This is a genomic window from Lysobacter sp. Soil_N_51 (genome assembly GCF_057655755.1).
The window spans coordinates 9,131-30,240 of the sequence record NZ_JBDGLR010000017.1 but is presented as its reverse complement, the minus strand read 5'-3'; the positions used below and the strand labels follow the sequence as shown (position 1 = coordinate 30,240).

Genomic DNA, 21,110 nt, shown 5'->3' with positions numbered 1-21,110 from the left:
TTTGAAGGAATGTGAGTTCCGCTTCAACTACGGCACCCCGCGCGAGCAGCTTGCTACGCTACGGGACTGGACGGGGCGATAACCCTTATCTAGGACAGCCCCTTCGCTTTTGCTCCCGGCGTCAGCCGCAAGATCAAGATCAAGATCAAAAGCAAATCCCCCGCATCCGCTGCGCGGATGCCGCCCCCTTTCATAAAGGGGGGCAACGGCCCGCTTGGGTCGCGTGGTCAGTCCCGATATGGCAGGCAACTCGCCCGCGTCGGCGAGTCGTGCGAGCGAGTCGTCCGATTGAGTCGTCCGATTGAACAGTTGCAGTCGATCGAACAGTTGCAGTCTCTGCCGTTGCAGTTCGCCTCCTTGGGGGCAGGGGGATTCGCTTTTCGCCCCAAACGACGTCAGCGCCGCGGCCGCCCGAACCCTGCGCAAACGACAGCCACGCGCACATGCCACTGCCACAAATCGGTAATGCCGAATTCGCTGTGCGCATCAACGCTGTTGCAAGTTGCGCGCCGACACAATCGCAGTCGATCGATGCAACCGCCGTGCACAGTCGCGTTGCGGATCGTTGTCCGCGAACTCGAACACCGCGCACCGCCGCGATGGGTCGTTACCGACGAATTTCTCGGATCGCATCAGTTGATGATGTTGCGTAAGCGCAACATCATCGGTTTCAGCCAGCCGCGCATGCGCACGCGCCCCGCGCACGAAACGCCATAAAAACCGCAGGCGCGCGAATGCATCGACACGCTTCGAACCGAGCCGCGGAAACTTGCATCGAACCCGCAACTACAACTCGCAACATTTCTCACCTGTGTGATACCGCTCATCTCATGATGAGATGACAAGTGATCCAGTGCGTAATTGATACGTCATCGCATCAACTTGTGACATTCGCTGATCGAGATTGACAAGCACATGACCAAGTTTATGTGCCTTGTCATGTAGCAGTTCCAACACCGTCACATAGCGAACCTACCTTTGCGCGGTCTGCCGACCGGTACTCGGGACGGCGCAACAGGGATGGTTTCGGCTCGATGTCTCTACGCCTCATCGCAGCCGTCGGACTGAGCTTGCTCGGACCGGCGCGCTTACACGCGCAGGAAACTTCGACGACGGCGCAAGCCGCCGCGCCGATCGCTCGCTTCGACGTGATGGCCTATCAAGTGCTCGGCAACAGCCAGCTGAGCAATCTCGATATAGAAAAGGCGGTGTACCCGCATCTGGGCCCGCAGCGCAGCGAACAGGACGTCGAAGCCGCGCGCGCCGCCTTGCAGGCGCTGTACGACCACAAGGGCTTTCCGACCGTCAGCGTCGTGATTCCGGAGCAGGACGCCTCGACCGGTCTGGTCACGTTGCAGGTCAACGAACAGAAGGTCGGTCGGCTGCGAGTCAACGGCGCGGAGTATTTTTCGCCCGACGACATCGAGCGCGCCGCGCCGTCGCTGGCGCAGGGCCAGGTGCCGAACTTCAAGGACGTGCAGCGCGATATCGTCGCCTTGAATCAATGGCCCGATCGCCGCGTCACCCCGGAAATCAAGGCCGGCGCCACGCCCAACACGGTCGACGTCGACCTCAATGTCGAAGACAGCCTGCCGCTGCACGGCTCGCTGGAACTCAACAACCGCAACAGCGCCAACACCACCGAGCAGCGTCTGGCGGCGAGCGTGCGCTACGACAATCTGTGGCAGCGCGGCCACAGCGTCAGCCTGTCGGCGCAGCTCGCGCCGCAGCGGCGCGAAGACGCCGAAGTGTTCTCGATCTCGTACCTGGCGCGGTTCGGCGCGTCGCCTTATTCCTTGCTCGGTTACGCGGTGCGCAGCAAGAGCGACATCGCCGTGGTCGGCGATCTCAACGTGATCGGCAACGGCACCCTGGCCGGCGTGCGGCTGATGCGTTCGTTCGCCGCGCGCGAAGGCTTCTTCCACTCGCTGAGCCTGGGCCTGGACTACAAGGACTTCAACGAGAACCTGGTGCAGGGCGCGGACCGCGGTTCGGTGCCGATCGAATACCTGCCGATCAGCGTCAACTACAACGCCGACTGGGTGAAGGAACGCTCGGTCAGCGACCTCGCCCTGTCGGCGGTGTTCAACCTGCGCGGGGTCGGCGACGGCCGCGCCGCATTCGACGCCAAGCGTTATCAGGCGCAGCCGAATTTCTTCTATCTGCGCGCCTCGGGCTCGCACACTTGGAAATACAGCAACGACGCGCAGCTGATGCTGCGCCTGCAAAGCCAGTTCGCCGGCGAGCCCTTGATCAGCAACGAGCAATTCAGCATCGGCGGCCTCGACAGCGTGCGCGGCTATTACGAATCCGAATCGCTCGGCGACCTGGGCGCGGCGGCGACGCTGGAAGCGCGCACGCCGTCGTTCTCCGATTCGCTCGGCGATGCGTTCCAGGAACTGCGCCTGCGCGCGTTCGTCGATGCCGGTTATGCGCGAATCAACGATCCGCTGCCCGATCAGCTGCGCAGCGAGACCCTGGTCAGCGCCGGCATCGGCGCATCGCTGAAAGCCTTCGGTCATTTCAACGGCTCGGTCGATGTCGCCAAGCCGCTGTCCAGCCCCAACGGCCGCGACCGCAAACCCGACGGGGTCGAAGTCGGCGTGCGCCTGTGGGGCGAGTTCTGACCATGCAACACCGGTGCGCCGCCTTCGCGGGCGTCGCGACCTGTCGTTTTGCCGGCCCGGCGCGCATGCGGGGCCGAACTACACCTAATGGGGATGTGTCGTGAACCGATTGCGCGTGATGCTGGCCACTGTGTTGTTGTTGCTCTCGCTGCCGGCGATGGCGGCCTCGTGGTGGGACGGTAAGTGGAACTACCGGGCCAAGGTCGATCTCAACACCACCTCGGCCGGCGCCGGCGTGAGCGAGCCCGGCGGCCGCACCCAGGTGCTGGTGCGCCTGCATTCGGGCAACTTCAATTTCGCCGACGCCAAGGAAGACGGCAGCGACGTGCGTTTCATCGCTGCCGACGACCGCACGCCGCTGAAATACCACTTCGAGAAATACGACGGCCTGGTCGACCAGGTCGCGCTGGCCTGGGTCGATCTTCCGGATCTGCAGGCGAACGCGGCGGCGTCGATCTTCGTCTACTTCGGCAACCCCGAAGCGACCCCGGGCGCCGACGCCAAGGGCAGTTACGACGCCGACAGCGTCGCGGTCTATCACTTCGCCGACCAGGGCACCGCCGGCAACGACCAGACCGCCTACGCCAACAACGCGCAGCCGCCGTTGACTCTTGCTCAGGCGGCCTTGATCGGTTCGGGCCTGCAAATGAACGGTCTGACGCCGTTGAACGTGCCGGCCTCGTCGTCGTTGAACATCACCGCCGCGCAGGCGTTGACTGTGTCGGCTTGGGTAAAACCAACCGGAGCCAGCGCCACGGGAGTGATCGTGTCGCTTCCGGGCGCGCTGACATTAGGCTTGGAGTCCGGCGTCCTCTACGCCGAAATCGCCAGCGCCAACGGACCACTGCGCACCTCCGCCGGCGCGCCGTTGACCACCGACAGTTGGGCGCACGTGGCGGTACGAGCCGGCGACAACAAAGTAACGGTGTACCTCAACGGCGCACCGGTCGGCGAAGTCGCCGCGGCCTTGCCGGCGGCGAACGCGGGCCTGACCATCGGCGGCGAGAAAGCCGCAGCCGACGGCGCCGCCGTGCGCGCGAATTTCATCGGCCTGATCGACGAAGTGCAGGTGTCGAAAATCGCCCGTCCGGTCGGCCTGATCCAGGCCGCCGCGCACAGCCAGGGCCTGGATGCGCGCCTGCTGACCTTCCAGCCGGTCGAACAACGCTCCGGCGACGGCGGCCACAACTACTTCGGCATCTTGTTCAGTGCGCTGACCATCGATGCCTGGATCGTGATCGTGATCCTCGGCTTCATGGCGGTGATCTCGTGGTGGGTGATGATCGGCAAGGGCGTGTTCGTCAACACCACCGCCAAGGCCAACGAGCGTTTCCTGCAGGCGTTCCGCAAGTACGCCGGCGAGTACCCGCTGCACGACACCGCCTGGGTCAAGGGCGCGCAGGACAACGGCCCGCTCAACGGCGAGAAATCCAATCTCGCGCGCTTGCTCGAAGTCGGCCTGGACGAACTGCGCAACCGCGTCGCCGCCGGCGGCGGACGTTCGGTGGTGCGCACCCAGTCGATCGCCGCGATCCGTTCCGCGCTCGATGCCGCCGCGGTGCGCGAAGGCCAGCGCCTTAACAAGATGATGGTGCTGCTGACCATCGCGATTTCCGGCGGCCCCTTCCTCGGCCTGCTCGGCACCGTGGTCGGCGTGATGATCACCTTCGCCGCGGTCGCCGCGGCCGGCGACGTCAACATCAACGCGATCGCGCCGGGCATCGCCGCGGCGCTGCTGGCGACCGTTGCCGGCCTGGCGGTCGCGATCCCGGCATTGTTTGGTTACAACTACTTGCTCAGCCGCACCGAAGCGATCGGCGCGGACATGCAGGTGTTCGTCGACGAACTGGAAAAGCGCATCGCCGAGGACTATGCCGGCGACGCGCCGCTGCCGTCGCAGCTGACCCGCAGCGTGTCGACGGAGACGCTGCCGTGAAGGTGCAGGGCAAGAAACCCTACGACGACATCAACATCACCCCGATGCTGGATCTGGCCTACGTGCTGCTGGTGATCTTCATCATCATGACCACCGCGGCGGTGCAGGGCATCAAGGTCGACCTGCCCAAGGCCAGTGCGAGCCAGCCGCTGTCGGTGCCCAAGACCAAGGTGATCGCGATCGACAACGCCGGCCAGCTCAGCATCGATGCGGTGCCGGTCAGCATGAGCGAACTCGAACAGCAACTGCGCAACGCGCTGGCCAACGACGCCGAACTGCCGGTGATCCTGCGCGGCGATCGCGCGGTGCAGTACGACAAGGTCATGGCGGTGCTGGACCTGTGCAGCAAGCTCGGCATTTCCTCGATCGGTCTGGCGTCGCAGCGCCAGGCCGCCGGCTGAGCGGGCGGGGATCGTGAGTCGTTCCTACGGACAACCTTCGCGCTGGTCGCGCGCGCTCGCCGTGCTCGGCGCGCTGGGCGTGTTCGCGGTGCTCGCGTGGCTGGTGTGGTCGCTGATGCAGGACGCCGGCCCGACCCAGAAGCGCATGCCACCGCGAATCACCCAGGTGATCCTGCCGCCGCCTCCACCGCCGCCGCCGCCGCCGCAACCCGACAAGGTGCCGGAGGAGGAAAAACTGGTCGAGAACACGCCGTTCGAATCGATCGATCCGCCCAAGGACGATTCGGCCGATCCGCCGGGCGATCCGCTCACCGCCGAGGCCGGACCGGGCTCGAACGAATTCGGCCTGACCCCGGGCAGCGGCGGTGGCGGCACCCGCATCGGCGGCAAGGGCGGTGGCGGCAATCCGTACGCCGGTTATGCCGCGATGGTTCAGCGCAACGTGCAGCAGTACCTGCAACGCGACGAGAAAACCCGCAAGGGCCGCTATTCGGCGACGGTCGCGATGTGGCTCAACGCCGACGGCACGATCCAGCGATCGCAGGTGATCACCTCCACCGGCAAGCCCGAACTCGACCGCGCCATCGTCGCCGCCCTGCAAGGGCGCGCGCTGCCGCAGCCGCCGCCGGACCAGATGCCGCAACCGATCAACCTGCGCATCGGTGCCATTTCGCCGGGCTAGCGCTGCCAGCGCGCCCGAATGTTTCGTTCGCATTTCCGCCTGAATTTTCGTCTCACCGGGAACCACCATGACCGCATTGTCCAATCCGCATCGCCGCCTCAAGCTCCGCGCATTGACGCTGGCGCTGGCCGCGCTGTGCATGACGCCCGCCGTGGCCGCGCCGCCGGTCGACGCGTCCAGGATCAGCCCCGAAGTCACTCTCAAGCTCATCGATCTGCTGGTCGCCAAGGGCGTGATGACGCGCGAGCAGGCCGACGATCTGATCGCCGAGGCGAGCGCCAGCGCCGCGTCCAGGCCGGCGACCGCGGTGGCCGCGCAGCCCGCGTACCAGACCGCGCCCGGCGCGGTGGTCGTGCCGTATATCCCCGAAGTGGTTCGCCAGCAGATCAAGGATGAGCTGCGCGCCGAAGTCACCCAGCAGGCCAAGAGCGAAGGCTGGGCCGCGCCGAACGCCTTGCCCGAATGGACCCAGCGCATCAGCGTCTACGGCGACCTGCGCGCGCGCGCCGAGGACGTGCTCAACGACGGCGAGAACTACAACGACTTCCCGAATTTCGGCGTGCTCAATGCCGGCAGCGGCTACGACGTCAACGATCCGCTGTCGAACCCGCTGCCGACCGTCAACACCACCAAGAACCGCGGCCGCATGCGCATTCGCGCGCGGCTGGGCGTGCATGCGCAGATCGCCGACTGGGTCGAGGCCGACCTGCGCATGGCCACCGGCAGCGATCGCAGCCCGGTGTCGACCAACCAGACCCTCGGCGCCGGCGGCAATCTGTCCAAGTACTCGCTGTGGCTCGATCGCGCTTACCTGCGGCTCAAGCCGACCGATTGGCTGAGCGCCGACATCGGCCGCGCGCCCAATCCGTTCTGGACCAGCGAACTGTTGTTCGACAACGACCTGAGCTTCGACGGCGTGGCGGTCAAGACCGAGTTCGACCTGGGCCCGGATTTCCATCCTTACCTCAACGTCGGCGCGTTCCCGATCTTCAATACCGACTTCGATTTCGGTTCGACCCAGCGCGCCGACAAGGCCAGCAGCCGCGACAAATGGCTGTACGGCGTGCAGGCCGGCGCGGACTGGAAATTCAGCGACGAGGTGAAGCTGAAGTTCGGCCTGGGCTATTTCCTGTTCGACCACATCAACGGCGAGTTGTCGTCGCCGTGCGTCGCGCCGACCTCCAAGGACGTGTGCGACACCGATCTGTCGCGGCCGCAGTTCCAGCAGTTCGGCAACACCATGTTCGCGATCCGCGACATCGTGCCGGCTTCTGGCGCGCCCGACGGCCCGCAGTTGCAGTATTTCGGTTATGCCAGCGAATTCGGCGTCGCCAACCTGCACGCGGCGCTGGAAATCGCCAGCTTCGATCCGGTCAAGATCGTGATCGAGGCCGACGTGGTCAAGAACCTCAAGTACGACGCCAAGCGCATCCAAGCGCTGGGTCCGCTCAACAACTTCAAGCCCAACATCGAACCGTTGCAGCACGACGGCGGCGACAGCGGTTACTACGTCAACCTGCTGGTCGGCCAGCCGAAGATCGAAAAGGCCTGGGACTGGAACGCGAGCATCGGCTACAAGCGGCTGGAATCCGACGCGGTGCCCGATGCTTTCACCGATTCGGACTTCCACCTGGGCGGCACCAACGCGCGCGGTTTCATTGTCGGCGGTTCCTTGGGCCTGGCGCGCAACACCTGGCTGGGGCTGCGCTGGCTCAGCGCGAACGAGGTGACCGGTGCGCCGTATTCGGTGGACGTGGTCCAACTCGATCTCAGCACTGAATTCTGAGCACGGGAGCGATGAAGATGAGTCTGCGTCCTGAGCGTCTGTGTGGGTCGGGCCCGGTGGGGCGCGATGCGGTGTCGGTGGTGAACGGCGCGGCTGTGACCTGTACGCCTGCGGGCGGGGTGCGCGTCAACGACGCGAGCCGGATCGTGCGCCGTTCGATCGCGCACGGCCTGTCATTGGCGTTGGCGCTGTGTTTCCTCGCGCCCGGCGCACAGGCGCAGACCGCCAACGAGACCCGCCTGCGCGATGCGCTGCGCGACACTGGCGCGCGCTTGCGCACTGCCGAAGCGGCCTTGGCCGCGCAGCAGGCTGCAACCGCCTCGGCCGAGCGCGAACGCGATGCGCTCAAGGCGCAGGCGGCGAAACCCGCGGCGCGCGACGACGGCGCGCGGCTGGCGGCGTTGCAGCGGCAGGTCGAACAGAACGCGGCCGCATCCGAGGAAGCACGCGCGAGCGCCAGCAAATGGCAGGCGGCGCAGCAGCAGGCCGCGCAGCTGGCGCAGCAGAAGGAAGCCGAGCGTATTGCGCTGGCCAAACAACTCGACGCCGCGCAGGCGCAGTCGGCGCGTTGCGCGACCGGCACCCAGGCGCTGTACGCGACCGGGCGCGAACTGGCCGGGCTGTATCGCGATCCGGCTTTCATCGCGTTCGTGCGGGCTCGCGGTTTCGGACCGCTCGGGTTCAATCGCGTCGAGAAAGAAAACCAAGTGCGCGCGCTCGAGGACAAGCTCGATCGTCAGCGCGATGAACTGGCGCAGTGTACGGGCGATGCGGGTGCGCGCGCGGCCAATGCCGCCACTTACACGGACGCCGATGCTTCCAGTGGTCTGAACGCCGGTTCCACGGTGGACGGCGGCGCAATGGCTGGCGACAGGATCAGCGATACAGGCAAGTCGGGCGGCGGATGAGCCATTGGCGCGCCCTCGTTGCAGCCCTGTTGCTTACCGCTGGGTCGGCCGGCGCGCAGCAGCGCCTGTTGCCGGCATCCAAGCCGGTCAGCGCGCCGTGCGTGCAGGTGCGCATCGGCAACGACGAAGCGGGGCGCTGGTCGTGCCTCAATCAAGCACTCAAGGCCGAGGTCGACAAAGTCGCGCCGGTGATCGCCGACGAACCGACCGGCGATCGCATCGCACCGATCGGCCTGGGCCTGGCGACACCGGCCGCGACCCGGCAGCGCTTGGGCGATCAGTACGGCCGGTCGGTCGTGCCGCAGCGTCCGGCGCGGCAGTTCGCGCCGCCTGCATTGAAACCGGTGCGGTGATCGTCATGGCCGAGCCCGCGCCCCATGCCAATCGTCAGCGTCCTGCTTTCCCCCCCTTTGCAAAAGGGGGGCTGGGGGGGATTTGCTTTTGCTTTGAGCTAATGCGTACGGCAACCGCAACAACAAAAGCAAAAGCAAAAGCGAATCCCCCGCGTCCGCTGCGCGGTCGCCGCCCCCTTTTGCAAAGGGGGCAAAAGCTGCTCGCGTCGCTATCTGAATCACGACCGCAAGTGCAGTCGAAACCGCAACTACAACCGCAACCGCTTTCGCCCAACCACTCGAAAACCCCACCACCCAATCCCCACCGCCGCGAAACCCCCGCCGCGCCGTCACGCCGTATGCAAAGGAAGCCGTCATGACCCGCAAGCCCGTTCGTGGTTTCCGTACCAGTCCGCTGCGCATACTCGCGCTGAGCGCGGCGATCTCGATGGCGTTGATCGGCGGCACGGCGCAGGCCGATCCCAATCCGTTCGCGCGGCGCGGGCTGGACCCGTCCGCGCAGGCGGCGCGCGCGGCGCAGCAGCAGGGGCTGCAGTCGGTGCGCGCGCAGCAGGCGGCGCAGAAGTCGCTGGCCGCGTTCGGCCGCGCGGCGCAGGTGCGCAGCGCGCTCGATGCGGCCCAGGTCGCCGCGCGCGCCGCGGCCGCGGCGTCGCAGATCGGCAACAACGTACCCAACGGCCTCGGCGAAGGCGGCCTGAAGATCGCCGCGGGCGTGCGCATCGAGCCCGGCGCGATCCTCGCCAACGATCCGCGCCTGGGCGAGTCCAAGCTGTGGCTCGGCGCCAAGGCACCGACCCAGCGCGTCGACGGCGCCGACACCACGGTCACCATCGAACAGACCCAGAAGAAAGCCATCCTGAGCTGGGAAAGCTTTAACGTCGGCAAGCAGACCACGGTCCATTTCGATCAGCGCGGCGGCAACCAGAGCGGAGGCAACGACTGGATCGCGCTCAACCGCATCGACGATCCCAGCGGCCGGCCCAGCCAGATCCTCGGCCGGATCAAGGCAGAAGGCAGCGTGTACCTGCTCAACCGCAACGGCGTGGTGTTCGGCGGCGGCAGCCAGGTCAATACGCGTTCGCTGGTGGCGTCGTCGCTGAACCTGTTCGACAACGACGTCGCCAAGAGCAACCGCATCTTCATCAACGAAGGCATTCAGCGCGCCCGGCAAGATACGCAGGACGCGTTCGTGCTGACCTCCGAACGGGTCGACTACAACGGCAGCGGCGCATTGCCGAGCCAGCCCGGCGACATCAAGATCGAAGCCGGCGCGCAGATCAAGACCGCGGCCGGCGGCTACGCGCTGATCGCCGCGCCGAACATCAGTAACGCCGGCAGCGTGCAGGGCGAGGACGGGCAGGTGCAGATGGCCGCCGTGATCGGCGCGCGCGCCGGCCAGCCCAGCGGCGGCAACGACCTGCGCCTGCGTTACGGCGATATCGGCACGGTCGCCGGTACCGATCCGGCCGCGCTGGGTTACGGCCGCTTCGACAACACCGGCATCATCGCGAGCAAGCGCGGCGAGGTGACCCTGACCGGTCACGACATCCGTCAGGACGGTTATGTCGGCACCACCACCGGGGTCAGCCGGCCCGGCAAGATTTCGATCGTCGCCGCCAACCACACCCGCGCCAGCGACGCGAATACCGCCGCCGAGCTCGCCGACCGCATCGGCGGTTCGCTGAGTTTCGGCCGCGATTCGGCGACCGTGATCCTGCCCGAGCGCGACGGCGAAACCACCACCTCCGCGCCGAGCGCCGACAAGGCGTTCCAGCCTCCGAGCGCGACCCTGGCCGGCGCGCAGATCCGCTTCCAGGAAAATTCGCTGGTGCTGATGCCCGGCGCCAAGCTCGATCTGGTCGGCATGGACGCGCTGCGCCAGGCCGGAGTCAAGCCGCCGCCGGCGCGGATATTGCTCGAACATGGCGCGACCCTCAACGTCGCCGGCCTGACCGATGTGCAGCGGCCGATGTCGGACCACTACGTCACCATCGAACGCATCGGCGAAAACGAACTCGCCGATTCGCCGCTGCTGCGCGGCGGCGGTTTGTTCCGGCAGAAAGTGCAGCTCGATATCCGCGAACACGGCGTCACCGACGACGGCCGCGCCTGGGTCGGCAGCCCCTTGCTCAACGCCGCCGGTTACGCCGATCAGGTGCCGCGCAAGATCGACCAGATGCTGGTCGATGGCGGTTCGATCAATGTCATCGGCCGGGAGTTCATCGCGCGCTCGGGCTCGACCATGGAACTCGGCGCCGGCTACGTGCATTACCTCGGCGGAATGGTCGAATCGCGCCGCCTGCTCGGCGCCGATGGCCGCCGCTACAGCCTCGCCGATGCCGATCCGAGCCAGAACTATCTCGGGTTCGCCGATGCCTACACCCTCGACCATCAGCGTTGGGACGTGCAGGAAGTGTTCGGCTCGCCGCTGGGCGGGCGCGAACGCCGCTACGAATCGGATTATCTGGAAGGCGGCGATGCTGGCACCTTGAGCATCCGCTTGAAGCAGGACGCGAGCGGCGGGGACAACGGGGTCGAGAGCGGGCTGCTGCTGGCCGGCGATATCCATGCCGGTGCCGAATCCGGCCGCCATCAGATCGAGCGCGGCGAACTCGCGCGCGGCGGCGTGTTCAAGCTGTCGGTCGACAACGGCCCGTTCACCGACTGGCGCCTGCAATCGGCGCGCAGCGACGACGCACCGGCCGGGTTCGGTATGAACACCGCGTTGCCGCAGCAATTCGCAGCAGACGGATCGCGCGTTACCAATCTGTCGACGCAGTTGCTCAATGCGGCCGGCTTCGGCACGGTCGAGCTCAACGATCCGCGCGCCCACATCGAAGTCGCCGCCGACGCGCAGTTGCAGGTGCAGGCCGGCGGCCGCATCGCACTGAGCGGTTCGCGCATCAACGTGGACGGCAGTCTGCAGGCCGAGTCGGGCGATATCGTGCTGTCGGCCGCGGCCGAGTTCGACAACGAACTCAAGCCCGGCGAACGCCGCGGCATCACCGTGGGTTCGGGCGCGCGCCTGTCCACGCGCGGGCAATGGGTCAACGACGGTGATCGCATCGCTGAGCAACGCAGCGGTGGCGCCCATATCGACGGCGGCAGCATCCGGCTGAGCACGACCTCGCGCCTGCAGAACAGCGGCGGCGAATTGCGCGACGCCAGCGGCGCGATCGTGCTCGAACGCGGCGCGGTGCTCGACGTGTCCGGCGGCGGCCGCATTCTGCCCAACGGCAGCTTGGCGCAGAAGGACGGCGTGCCGCTCGGCCGCGGCGGCGACATCGCGCTGCTGACCTACCAGCCGGCCGCGGGCGATGAAAATTCGCTCAACGGCAATCTGCCGGCGTCGTTCTATGCCGCCGACGGCGAAGCGGGGCAGTTGCGCTTCCAGGATGCGACCGTGCATGCGGGCGGTCTGGCCGGCGGCGGCCGCTTGAGTCTGCAGGCGCGCGATATCCAGATCGGTGGCACTATCGGTGGCACTGCCGCCGACGATGCGCGCACTCTGAAACTCGACGCGGGCTTCTTCGAACAAGGCGATTTCGGCAGCTACGACCTGATCGCCCAGCACGACGCGACCATCGCCGCGGACACCACGGTGCGGGTCTCGCAACGCAATTTCGTGCCTGACCGCGAAGCGCTGCGTCTGTTGCCGACCGGCGCGGATCTGTATGCAGGTTTGAACCTCGACGGCCGCGGCGCCAACGGCGCCTTCGGCCTGATCGACACCTACCATCGTCCCGCCGCCGACTTCGCCCTCGAAGCCGGCGCCGCGACCGGCCGCACCTTGCCCAATCATCCGCAACTGGACCAGTTGCGCGATACCTTGCTGCTCGACGACGGCGCGCAACTGCAGCTCGACGCCGGCGGCGACGCGCGCCTGGGTTCGCGCGGCCAGCTCACCGTGCTCGGCGGTGTGACCGCGCACGGCGGCAGCATCGCGCTGTCGGGCGACACCTCGGTGCAAGGTCTGTCGCCGTCGCACAGCCCGGCGCCGATCGATTACTGGCGCGGCTCCAAGTCGGTGTGGGTCGGTCAGAACGCAGTGCTGGACGTGTCGGGCGTGGCCTTGCTCGATCCGTTCAAGACCCCGCTGCCGCAAGGCGGCGCGGTGCCGCGCGACGGCAAGCTGCTCGACGGCGGCCGCATCAGCCTGAGCAGCGACAGCGGTTACGTGGTGGTCGAGCAGGGCGCGCGACTGGATCTGTCCGGCGCGCGCGCAGTGTTCGATCTGCCGGCGGATAGCCAAGGTTTGGGCGATGCGCCACTGGCGCCGCGCACGGTGTGGAGCGACGGCGGCGAGTTGGTGCTGTCGTCCGCGGCCGGTCTGTATTTCGATGGCGATATCCATGCCGCCGGCGGCGATGCGCAGGCGCGCGGCGGCAGCGTGCAGTTGTTGGCGGCGCAGAGCACGCGACCGCTCGACAACAGCGGCTCACGCGCGCCGCTCGCGACCACCGCGATCGTGTTCCATCAGGACGGCAGTCGCCTGGATGCGGGCGCTCGGCCGGGTGAAGCGATCGAACCGGGCGCGGCCGCGCCGTCGGGCAAGATGCATTTCGCCGCCGATCGTCTCGACGGTTCCGGCGTCGACACGTTGCTGGTCGGCGTCGGCGAGGACGGATTGCCGCGAGGCCCGTTGGTGACCTCGGTGGTGTTCGACGGCGCGGTAAACCTGTCGCCGTCGCGCGCCTTGATGATGAACGCGCGCGCGTTCGTCGCCGGTGGGGTCAGCGGGGAAGCGAAGCTGTCGGCGGCGTACGTGTCGCTGCAGGGCCTGTTGCCCGGCAGCGAGCGCGGTCGCGCCTTGACCGCACCGGGTCGTCCGGGCGACGCGCGTCTGTCGGTCGACGCCGGTTTCATCGATATCGGCGGCCGGGTGACCTTGCAGAATTTCGGCGACGCGCGCTTCGCCAGTCGCGGCGATCTGCGCCTGCACACGCCGACCGAGTACCAGAGCGTCGCGGTAGCAGGCGAAACCCGCCAGGTGCCCGGCGAACTGCTGACCTCGGGCGATCTGACCTTGTCCGCCGCGCAGGTGTATCCGGCCAGCGGCGAAACCTTCATCGTGCGCGCGCTCGGCGCGCGCAACGGCGCCGGCGCCAACGCACCGCGCGAGGAAACCACGATCCGCATCGAAGCCAACGGCAATGCCGCGGCGCTGCCGTTGTCGGCCGGCGGACGGCTGTTGTTCGACGCCAGCCATATCGAACAGGCCGGCGTGCTGCGCGCACCGGGCGGACGCATCGTGCTCGGCGCGGGCGCGGCCACCGATCCGGACACGCTGGCTTTGTTTGGCGGTCTTGCGCTCACGCCGACCCAGAGCGTGAAACTCAGCGCCGGCAGTCTGACCTCGGTATCGCTCGACGGCCGCGTGCTGCCCTACGGCAAGACCGTCGATGGCCTGCAATGGAACGTCAGCGATATCGAAGTCAACCTCAACGCGCCGTCGGCGCGGCAGGTGCGCATCGACGGCGCCGATCTGGCGCTGGACGATGGCGCGCGCGTCGATCTGTCCGGCGGCGGCGATCTGCAGGCGTTCGAATGGATCGCCGGCACCGGCGGCAGCCGCGACGTGTTGTCGGCGGTCGGCACCAGTTATGCCGACGGCGGCAGCGGCAGCGCGGCGTATCTGTATCCCGACCAGCGCGGCGTGTACGCGGTCGTGCCCGGCGTGCAGTCGCCGCTGGCGGCGAGCGATCCGTTGCTGAGCCAGGGCCAGGTCGGCAGCGAAGTCGGCAAGTCGGTCTATCTCAGCGGCGTGCAGGGTCTCGCCGACGGCGTCTACACCTTGCTGCCGGGCCGTTACGCGACCTTGCCCGGCGCGTTCCGGGTGGTGCAGCGCAGCGGCGGCCAGGACAGCCTGAGCAGCCGCAACCTGACCGCGCCCGACGGCACCCAGGTGGTCGCCGGTTACTACGTCGATTCGCTCAGCGGCGCGCGCGATGCGCGCAGCAACCGCTTCGAAGTGCAGTCGCGCGAGGTCTGGGGCCGCTATTCGCAGTACCAGCTCAGCAGCGCGAACACGTTCTTCGCCGCACGCGCGGCCAAGGCCGGGCTGATCGCGCCGAACCTGCCGCGCGACGGCGGCCAACTGGTGCTCAGCGCGCAGCGCGCGCTGGAGCTCGGCGCGCGCCTCGACGTGGCCGCCGCGGCCGGTGGCGCTGCGGCGCAGGTCGATATCGTCGCCGACGCGATCCAGATTCGCGGCGATGCGCAGGCCGCGCGCGACGGCTATGTGCAGCTCGACGCCAAGCAGCTCAGCAAGCTCGGCGCCGGCAGCCTGTTGATCGGCGGCGTGCGCAGCCAGACCGGCGAGGGCACCCGCATCGACGCGCGCACCCGCGACCTGATCGTGTCCAACGATGCGTCCGCGCCGCTGCAAGGCGCCGAGATCGTGTTGGTCGCGCGCGCCAGCGACGGCACGCAAGGCCTGCGGATCGAAGACGGCAGCGTGATCCAGGCGCGCGGCCAGTTGGCCGGCGCGAGCGATCGTCCGCTATTGATCGGAGCGGTCGCCGACACCGCGAGCAACACCGCCGCGGTCAGCGGCGACGGCGCGCTGCTGCGCGTGTCCAATGCCGGCGCGGTCGACGTGCAGCGCCGCAACGTGCCCGCGTTCGAACAATCGCGCGGGCTGCTGCGGGTCGGCGAAGGCGCGCGGCTCGACGGCGGCGCGTCGTTGACCCTCGACAGCACCGGCCAGGCCATGGTGGACGCCAGCGCCTCGCTTGGCGGCCGCGATATCCAGGCCAACAGCGGCCGCATCGCCTTCACTCAGGACGACGGCGACTATGAAGGCTTCGTGATCGGCCGCAACACCCTGGCCCAATTCGCCGCGGCCGAACGGGTGAGCCTGCGCAGCTACGGCGACATGGCGTTCTTCGGCAATATCTCGGTGGATACCGATCGCCAGCTCAGCCTCAGCGCCGGCCGTTTTGTCGGCGACGGCGGCACGGTGAGCTTGCGCGCGGACCGCCTGAGCCTGAGCAACGACCTGGGCGCGGCGAGCACCGCCAACGCCGATGCGTCCGGCAGCGGCGTGCTGGAATTGCGCGGTGGCGAGGTGGTGTTCGGCGGCGGCGACAAGCGTCTGTTCGGCTTCGGCGCGGTCAATGTCGACGCGAACCGTTCGATCGCGGTCCAGCAACGCGGCGACTTCGATTTCGGCGCGGCTTCGCTGAGCCTGCGCTCACCGCTGATCCAGGCCGACGCCGGCGCCGACAACACCCTGCGCACGACCGGGGCGATCGCGCTCGCGCGCAGCGCCGGCGACGCCGGCAGCGCGCGTCCGCAGGGCGGCGCGATCCAGCTCGACGGCGCCAGCATCAGCGGCAACGCCTTGATCCGGGCCAATTCCGGCAAGGTCGGCCTGCATGCGCGCAGCGGCGATCTGCGCCTCGACGACGGCGCGGCGATCGACACCTCGGCGGTGCCGAAGACGATCTTCGATCAAACCGTGTACTCGCCGGGCGGCCGCATCGAATTGCAGGCCGATCATGGCGCGATCCGATTGGCGAGCAACGCCAGTCTCGACGTATCGGCCGACGCCGGTGGCGGCGATGCCGGCGAACTGCGCATCGTCGCGCCCGAACGCGAGGCCGAATTGCTCGGCGCGCTCAAGGGGTCGGCGCCCAAGGGCCGCGGCGGCCGCATCGATATCGATGTCGGCGCCGCGCTCGACCTGGACGGCCTGTCGCAGCGCTTGAACGACGGCGGCATCAACCAGCGCGTCGCGGTGCGCACCCGCAGCGGCGATCTGCAATTGTCGGCCGGGCATACGCTGAAGGCGCGCGAGATCAGCCTGACCGCCGACGGCGGCGCGGATGCGACCACTCGCGATGCGGACAACGGCCACGTGCGTATCGCCGGCACGCTCGATGCCTCGGGCACGTCCGGCGGCAAGATCGAGCTGTGGGGCCGCCACGGCGTCGATATTGACGGCCGCCTGCTGGCCAACGGCAGCGCCGCCAACAAGCGCGGCGGCGAAGTGAAGATCGGCACCGGCGGCGTCACCGACGGCACCCTCAACGCCGACTACGGTTATCAGAACGTGCGCGGCGAAGACGCCGGCATCATCCGCGTCGGCCGCGATGCCTTGATCGACGTGCGTGGCGGCAGCGCCGGCGGTCTGTCGGGCGGTCGTGTCGATCTGCGCGCGCCGCTGTTGCAGGGCGGCGACGTAAATGTCGTGATCGAGGACGGGCAGGGCATCGTCGGCGCGCGCGAAGTCGGGCTGGAAGCGTACGCGGTCTGGAGCACCACCGACGCCCACGACGACAGCACCGTCGGCAAGCACTTCGACGGCATCGTCGATCCGGCCGGCTGGTACGACGCGCAAGGTCAATTGCTGCCGGGCACCTGGACCGACGTCAACGGCGTGGTCCTGGCACCGCCGAGCACGCCCGAACAATTGCAGCAATACCTCAACCGCCACTTCTTCGCGCCCGATCAAGCCAATCGCGCCCACCAGACCTTCTACGGTTACGTCGACGGCGACGCCGAGCAACATCAGCCCGGCACCTTGATGGGCTTCGTGCGCAATCCGGGCTTCGCCTTCGGCGACCGCTTCGCCGGCGTCGCCAACTTCCGCGCGCGTCCCGGCGTGGAACTGCGCAATCCCGATCCGAGCATCAACGGCGGCGCGATCCGGGTGTTGACCAACTGGAACCTCAACTCCGGCGAACTGGGCAACCTCGACTTCCGCTACAACGGCGCCGCGCCGGTGCTCACTCTGCGCGCGGACGGCGAGGTTGAAGTCGCCGCGACCATTTCCGACGGCTTCTACAACTATAACGCCAGCGGCGGCGGCGCGGTCGGCTCGTATCCGGTCTCGCACCAGCGTTACACCGACGCGCTCAGCGTGATCGATCCGATCGCCTACGAGTACCTGCCCGAACCGGTGCAGTACGACGGCGATTCCGAAGAGATCGGCCAGTACTACGGCCAATACGACGAACTGCTGAAGATGCTGACCGAGCCGGCGCCAGAACTCGACGACGTGTTCGGCCCAGGCACCAGCTTCCTCAAGGCGATCGAACAGTTCCTGCTCAGCGGCCCGGTCGATCCCGATCCGCCGATCCTCGGGCCGGCGCCGCCGACTTCGCCGTCCGGTTACGGCGACTACGTCAGCGGTTATCGCGATTACCTGTTGCGCCTGACCCAGCAGGTGTTCGACCCGGGCATCATCCCGACCGTCAATGAACGCCCGGTGCTGCCGGTGCTCGGACCGGTGCCGGCCGCGGCCGACCGCACGCCGAGCCTGCAGGCCTCCGCGCTCAAGCCGATGCCGTTCGCCGACAAGATCCTCGCCGGCGGCGACAGCAGCAGCTACCGCTTCATTGCTGGCGCGGATTTCTCCAGCGTCGCGCCGGGCGCGGTGCGCGGCGATCAGAACGCCGACCTGACGTTCGACGGCCACACCACCTTGCTGCAGAACGGCAAGCGTGAACTGCTGATGCCGAACATGCTGCGCACCGGCACCGGCGCGATCGACTTGGCGGCATCGCGCGACATTCGCTTCGCCGACCGCGACGCGCCGGCCAGCGTCTACACCGCCGGTCGTCCGGGCGAGGGCACCACGGCCGATCGTTCGCGCCCGACGGTGGACTCCAATCAATCCGCCTCGAACACCGCGCTCGACGTGATCGTCACCGGCCCGGTCAATCCCGAAGCGGCCGGCGATATCGGCCTGCGCGCGGGCCGCGATATCGTCGGCAACCGGCAGATCTACGACGATGCGGCCGGCAGCCGCAGCGGCAACGCCGGCAGTTACCTCGGCCAGTACTGGTGGCCGTGGATGCAGACCGGCAACGTGCTCGCCGACGACCAGCGCACGCTGCTGTCGACCTCGATCAACTTCGGCGGCTTCGCTCAGGGCCTGCTCAGTGTCGGCGGCGATATCGAGATCAGCGCCGGCCGTGATATCCGCGAAGTGTCGGCTTCGGCGCCGACCACCTGGATCAAGGACGGCAACGCACTGCGTCTGTTCGGCGGCGGCGATATCCGCGTCGACGCCGGCCGCGATCTGCTCGGCGGCGATTTCTTCGTCGCCAAGGGCGAGGGCGAAATCAACGCCGGCGGCCGCATCGGTTCGGCCTTCGATCTGGACGCGCTGGTGTTCATCGACAACATCTCCGCCGTCGCCAGCCGCATGCGCAGCGCGGTCGCGCCGATCCTGGCGATGCAGGACGCCAACTGGCGGGTCACCGGCGCGCAGGACGTGGAAATCGGCCGCGTGCTCAATCCGTCGTACGCGCGCCTGCCCGAGAACGTTGCCGACTCGCAGTCCTACGGCCGCGACACCCAGCTCAGCGTGACCTCGGTGGCCGGCGATCTGTCGTTCGACACGCTCAGCCTCGGCGACGTGCTGTTCGCCTACGGCAACCGCAGCACCTCGCGCGCGCAGGCGCCGTACGAGATCCACGACAACCCGATCTTCGCCCAGGTGCTGCCGTCACGGCTGTCGCTGAGCGCGGCCGCGGGCGATCTGAGCCTGCACAACGGCGGCCAGTTGTTCCCGTCGGCGCGCAGCCAGCTCAGCCTGTTGGCCGGAGGCGACCTGCATCTGCTGTCGGATCAGTTCCCGCTGGTCGATACCTTGCGCATGCTCGATATCGATCCGGACTGGATGCCGTCGCCGTTCCGGCAACTGGCCAGCCTGCCGGGCGAAACCGCGTTCGACTACGCCTTGATCGATCGCTTCGAACCCGATCGCAACCAGCGCGCCAACCTGCATCGCGACGATGCCGAACTGGTGCGGATCTACGCGCTCGGCGACATTCTCGGCGGCATCCAGAGCGAACGCTCCAGCCTCAACACCTTGCGAATCGATCTGCCCAAGCCGGCCACGGTGCGCGCCGGCCGCGACATCGTCGATCTGGATTTCCGCGGGCAGAACTATCGCGCCTCCGATGCCACCCGCATCCTCGCCGGCCGCGATCTGTACTACCGGCCGCTGGCGCGCGGCAACGGCGCGTTCAAGACTTCGCAATCGTGGTTGCAGGTCGGCGGGCCGGGTACGTTCGAAGTGCAGACCGGTCGCGACCTCGGACCGTTGACTTCGGCCAATGAGGCCTACGCCAACAATCAGCTCAAGCCCGACGGCGGCGGCATCCGCAGCATCGGCAATCGCGACAACGCCGGCCTGCCGTTCCAGGGCGCGGACCTGGTGGTGCGCTTCGGTGTCGCGCCGGGCGTCAACACGCGGGCGTTCGCGCAGCGCTATCTCGATCCTTCGAGCGCCGATGCGGCTTCGTATTCGACGTTGCTGATCGCCTACATGCAGCAACTGCGTCAAGACGAGTTGAATCGCAACGGCACTGCCGGCGGCGATGCGCCCGCGCTCAACGCCGAGCAGGCCTGGCAGGCGTTCGCGCAGCAGCCCGAAGCGGTGCAGCAGCGTCTGGTCGACAAGGTCTTCCTCGATGTGCTCAAGCGCGCCGGCCGCGACAACAAGGACCCGGCCAGCCCCGAGTTCGGCAAGTACGCCGCCGGTTATCGCGCGATCAACACCTTGTTCCCGGCCGCGTTGAGCTATACCGCCAATCAGCTCGAAGGCGGGCAGAACGGCGCCGAGAAACCCGTGTCGACCGGCCAGCTCGACATGCGCGGTTCGACCCTGCAGACCCAGCAGGGCGGCGATATCCGCATCCTCGGCCCGGGCGGCGATATCCAGGTCGGCAGCGTGGCCGCGCCGCCGATGGTGGTGAACAATCAGGGCGCGGTGGTGATCGGTCCGAACCAGCAGGGCATCCTGACCCTGGACATCGGCGATATCGGTCTGTTCGCCGATCGCAGCGTGCTGCTCGCGCAGAGCCGCATCTTCACCCAGCGCGGCGGCGACCTGCTGATCTGGAGCTCCAACGGCGACATCAACGCCGGCAAGGGCGCCAAGACCTCGTCGGACAAACCGCCGGTGCGCTACGTGTGCGATATCGACCACAACTGCCGGATCGACGCCAAGGGCCTGGTCAGCGGCGCCGGCATCGCGACCCTGCAGACCGTGCCCGGCGCGAAGGCCGGCGACGCGGTGCTGGTCGCGCCGCGCGGCACCATCGACGCGGGCGACGCCGGCATCCGCATCAGCGGCAATCTGATCGTCGCCGCGCAGACCGTGGCCAACGCCGACAACATCCAGGTCGACGGCGATTCGATCGGCATCCCGGTCGCGCGCGGCGTCGACACCGGCGCCTTGTCGGCGGCGTCCTCGGCGAGTTCCGGCGTCGACGCGGTCGCCCAGGACATGGCCGGGCAGCGACCGGCGTTGGCCACTCGCGATATCCCGGCGTTGATCTCGGTGCAGGTGATCGGTTTCGGCACCTGCGGGGTGGACGATCCGCGTTGCGTGAATTCGCCGTAGCGAATGGGTTGCGCGGCCGCGGGCATATTGCTTGCGGCGCGGCGTTCGAGTGA

The 21,110-nt window shown here is 67.8% G+C and carries 9 protein-coding genes and 1 pseudogene; all 10 read left to right on the top strand.

Translation table 11 applies throughout. The annotated features are described in order from the left end of the window. Positions 1-82: pseudogene (locus AC3A4T_RS24175) on the top strand (IS1595 family transposase); the annotation flags it as partial. Positions 83-288: 206 nt separating this feature from the next. Next, entirely contained in the window at positions 289-717 is a 429-nt protein-coding gene (locus tag AC3A4T_RS24170) for a hypothetical protein (RefSeq protein ID WP_487677704.1), read from the top strand. Positions 718-1,034: 317 nt separating this feature from the next. Further along, complete coding sequence (locus AC3A4T_RS24165; RefSeq protein WP_487677703.1) at positions 1,035-2,627, top strand: ShlB/FhaC/HecB family hemolysin secretion/activation protein; 1,593 nt, start codon at positions 1,035-1,037, stop codon at positions 2,625-2,627. 100 nt (positions 2,628-2,727) lie between these two features. Then, positions 2,728-4,563 (top strand): DUF2341 domain-containing protein, encoded by a 1,836-nt coding sequence (locus AC3A4T_RS24160; protein WP_487677702.1) that lies wholly within the window; start codon positions 2,728-2,730, stop codon positions 4,561-4,563. Then, positions 4,560-4,964: an ExbD/TolR family protein gene (locus AC3A4T_RS24155; RefSeq protein WP_036102888.1), complete on the top strand. Its 405-nt coding sequence runs from the start codon at positions 4,560-4,562 to the stop codon at positions 4,962-4,964. The genes AC3A4T_RS24160 and AC3A4T_RS24155 overlap by 4 nt, the downstream gene beginning before the upstream one ends. A 13-nt stretch (positions 4,965-4,977) precedes the next feature. Continuing rightward, positions 4,978-5,646 carry a cell envelope integrity TolA family protein gene (locus AC3A4T_RS24150; protein WP_487677701.1) on the top strand — a complete coding sequence of 223 codons (669 nt, stop codon included), beginning with the start codon at positions 4,978-4,980 and terminating at the stop codon, positions 5,644-5,646. 67 nt (positions 5,647-5,713) lie between these two features. Further along, on the top strand, positions 5,714-7,432 hold the full coding sequence (locus tag AC3A4T_RS24145; protein WP_487677700.1) for a putative porin: 1,719 nt from the start codon (positions 5,714-5,716) through the stop codon (positions 7,430-7,432). A 17-nt stretch (positions 7,433-7,449) separates the two neighbouring features. After that, the gene (locus tag AC3A4T_RS24140; RefSeq protein ID WP_487677699.1) at positions 7,450-8,340 is read left to right on the top strand and encodes a hypothetical protein; all 891 of its coding nucleotides are present in this window, start codon (positions 7,450-7,452) and stop codon (positions 8,338-8,340) included. Then, positions 8,337-8,693 (top strand): hypothetical protein, encoded by a 357-nt coding sequence (locus AC3A4T_RS24135; protein ID WP_487677698.1) that lies wholly within the window; start codon positions 8,337-8,339, stop codon positions 8,691-8,693. The genes AC3A4T_RS24140 and AC3A4T_RS24135 overlap by 4 nt, the downstream gene beginning before the upstream one ends. A 355-nt stretch (positions 8,694-9,048) precedes the next feature. Continuing rightward, entirely contained in the window at positions 9,049-21,057 is a 12,009-nt protein-coding gene (locus AC3A4T_RS24130) for a filamentous haemagglutinin family protein (protein WP_487677697.1), read from the top strand. Positions 21,058-21,110: the final 53 nt, after the last annotated feature.

Coding starts and splice junctions, on each gene's coding strand:
- AC3A4T_RS24165 (WP_487677703.1), top strand. CDS start 1,035: ATGTCTCTACGCCTCATCGCAGCCGTCGGACTGAGCTTGCTCGGACCG.
- AC3A4T_RS24145 (WP_487677700.1), top strand. CDS start 5,714: ATGACCGCATTGTCCAATCCGCATCGCCGCCTCAAGCTCCGCGCATTG.
- AC3A4T_RS24140 (WP_487677699.1), top strand. CDS start 7,450: ATGAGTCTGCGTCCTGAGCGTCTGTGTGGGTCGGGCCCGGTGGGGCGC.
- AC3A4T_RS24135 (WP_487677698.1), top strand. CDS start 8,337: ATGAGCCATTGGCGCGCCCTCGTTGCAGCCCTGTTGCTTACCGCTGGG.
- AC3A4T_RS24130 (WP_487677697.1), top strand. CDS start 9,049: ATGACCCGCAAGCCCGTTCGTGGTTTCCGTACCAGTCCGCTGCGCATA.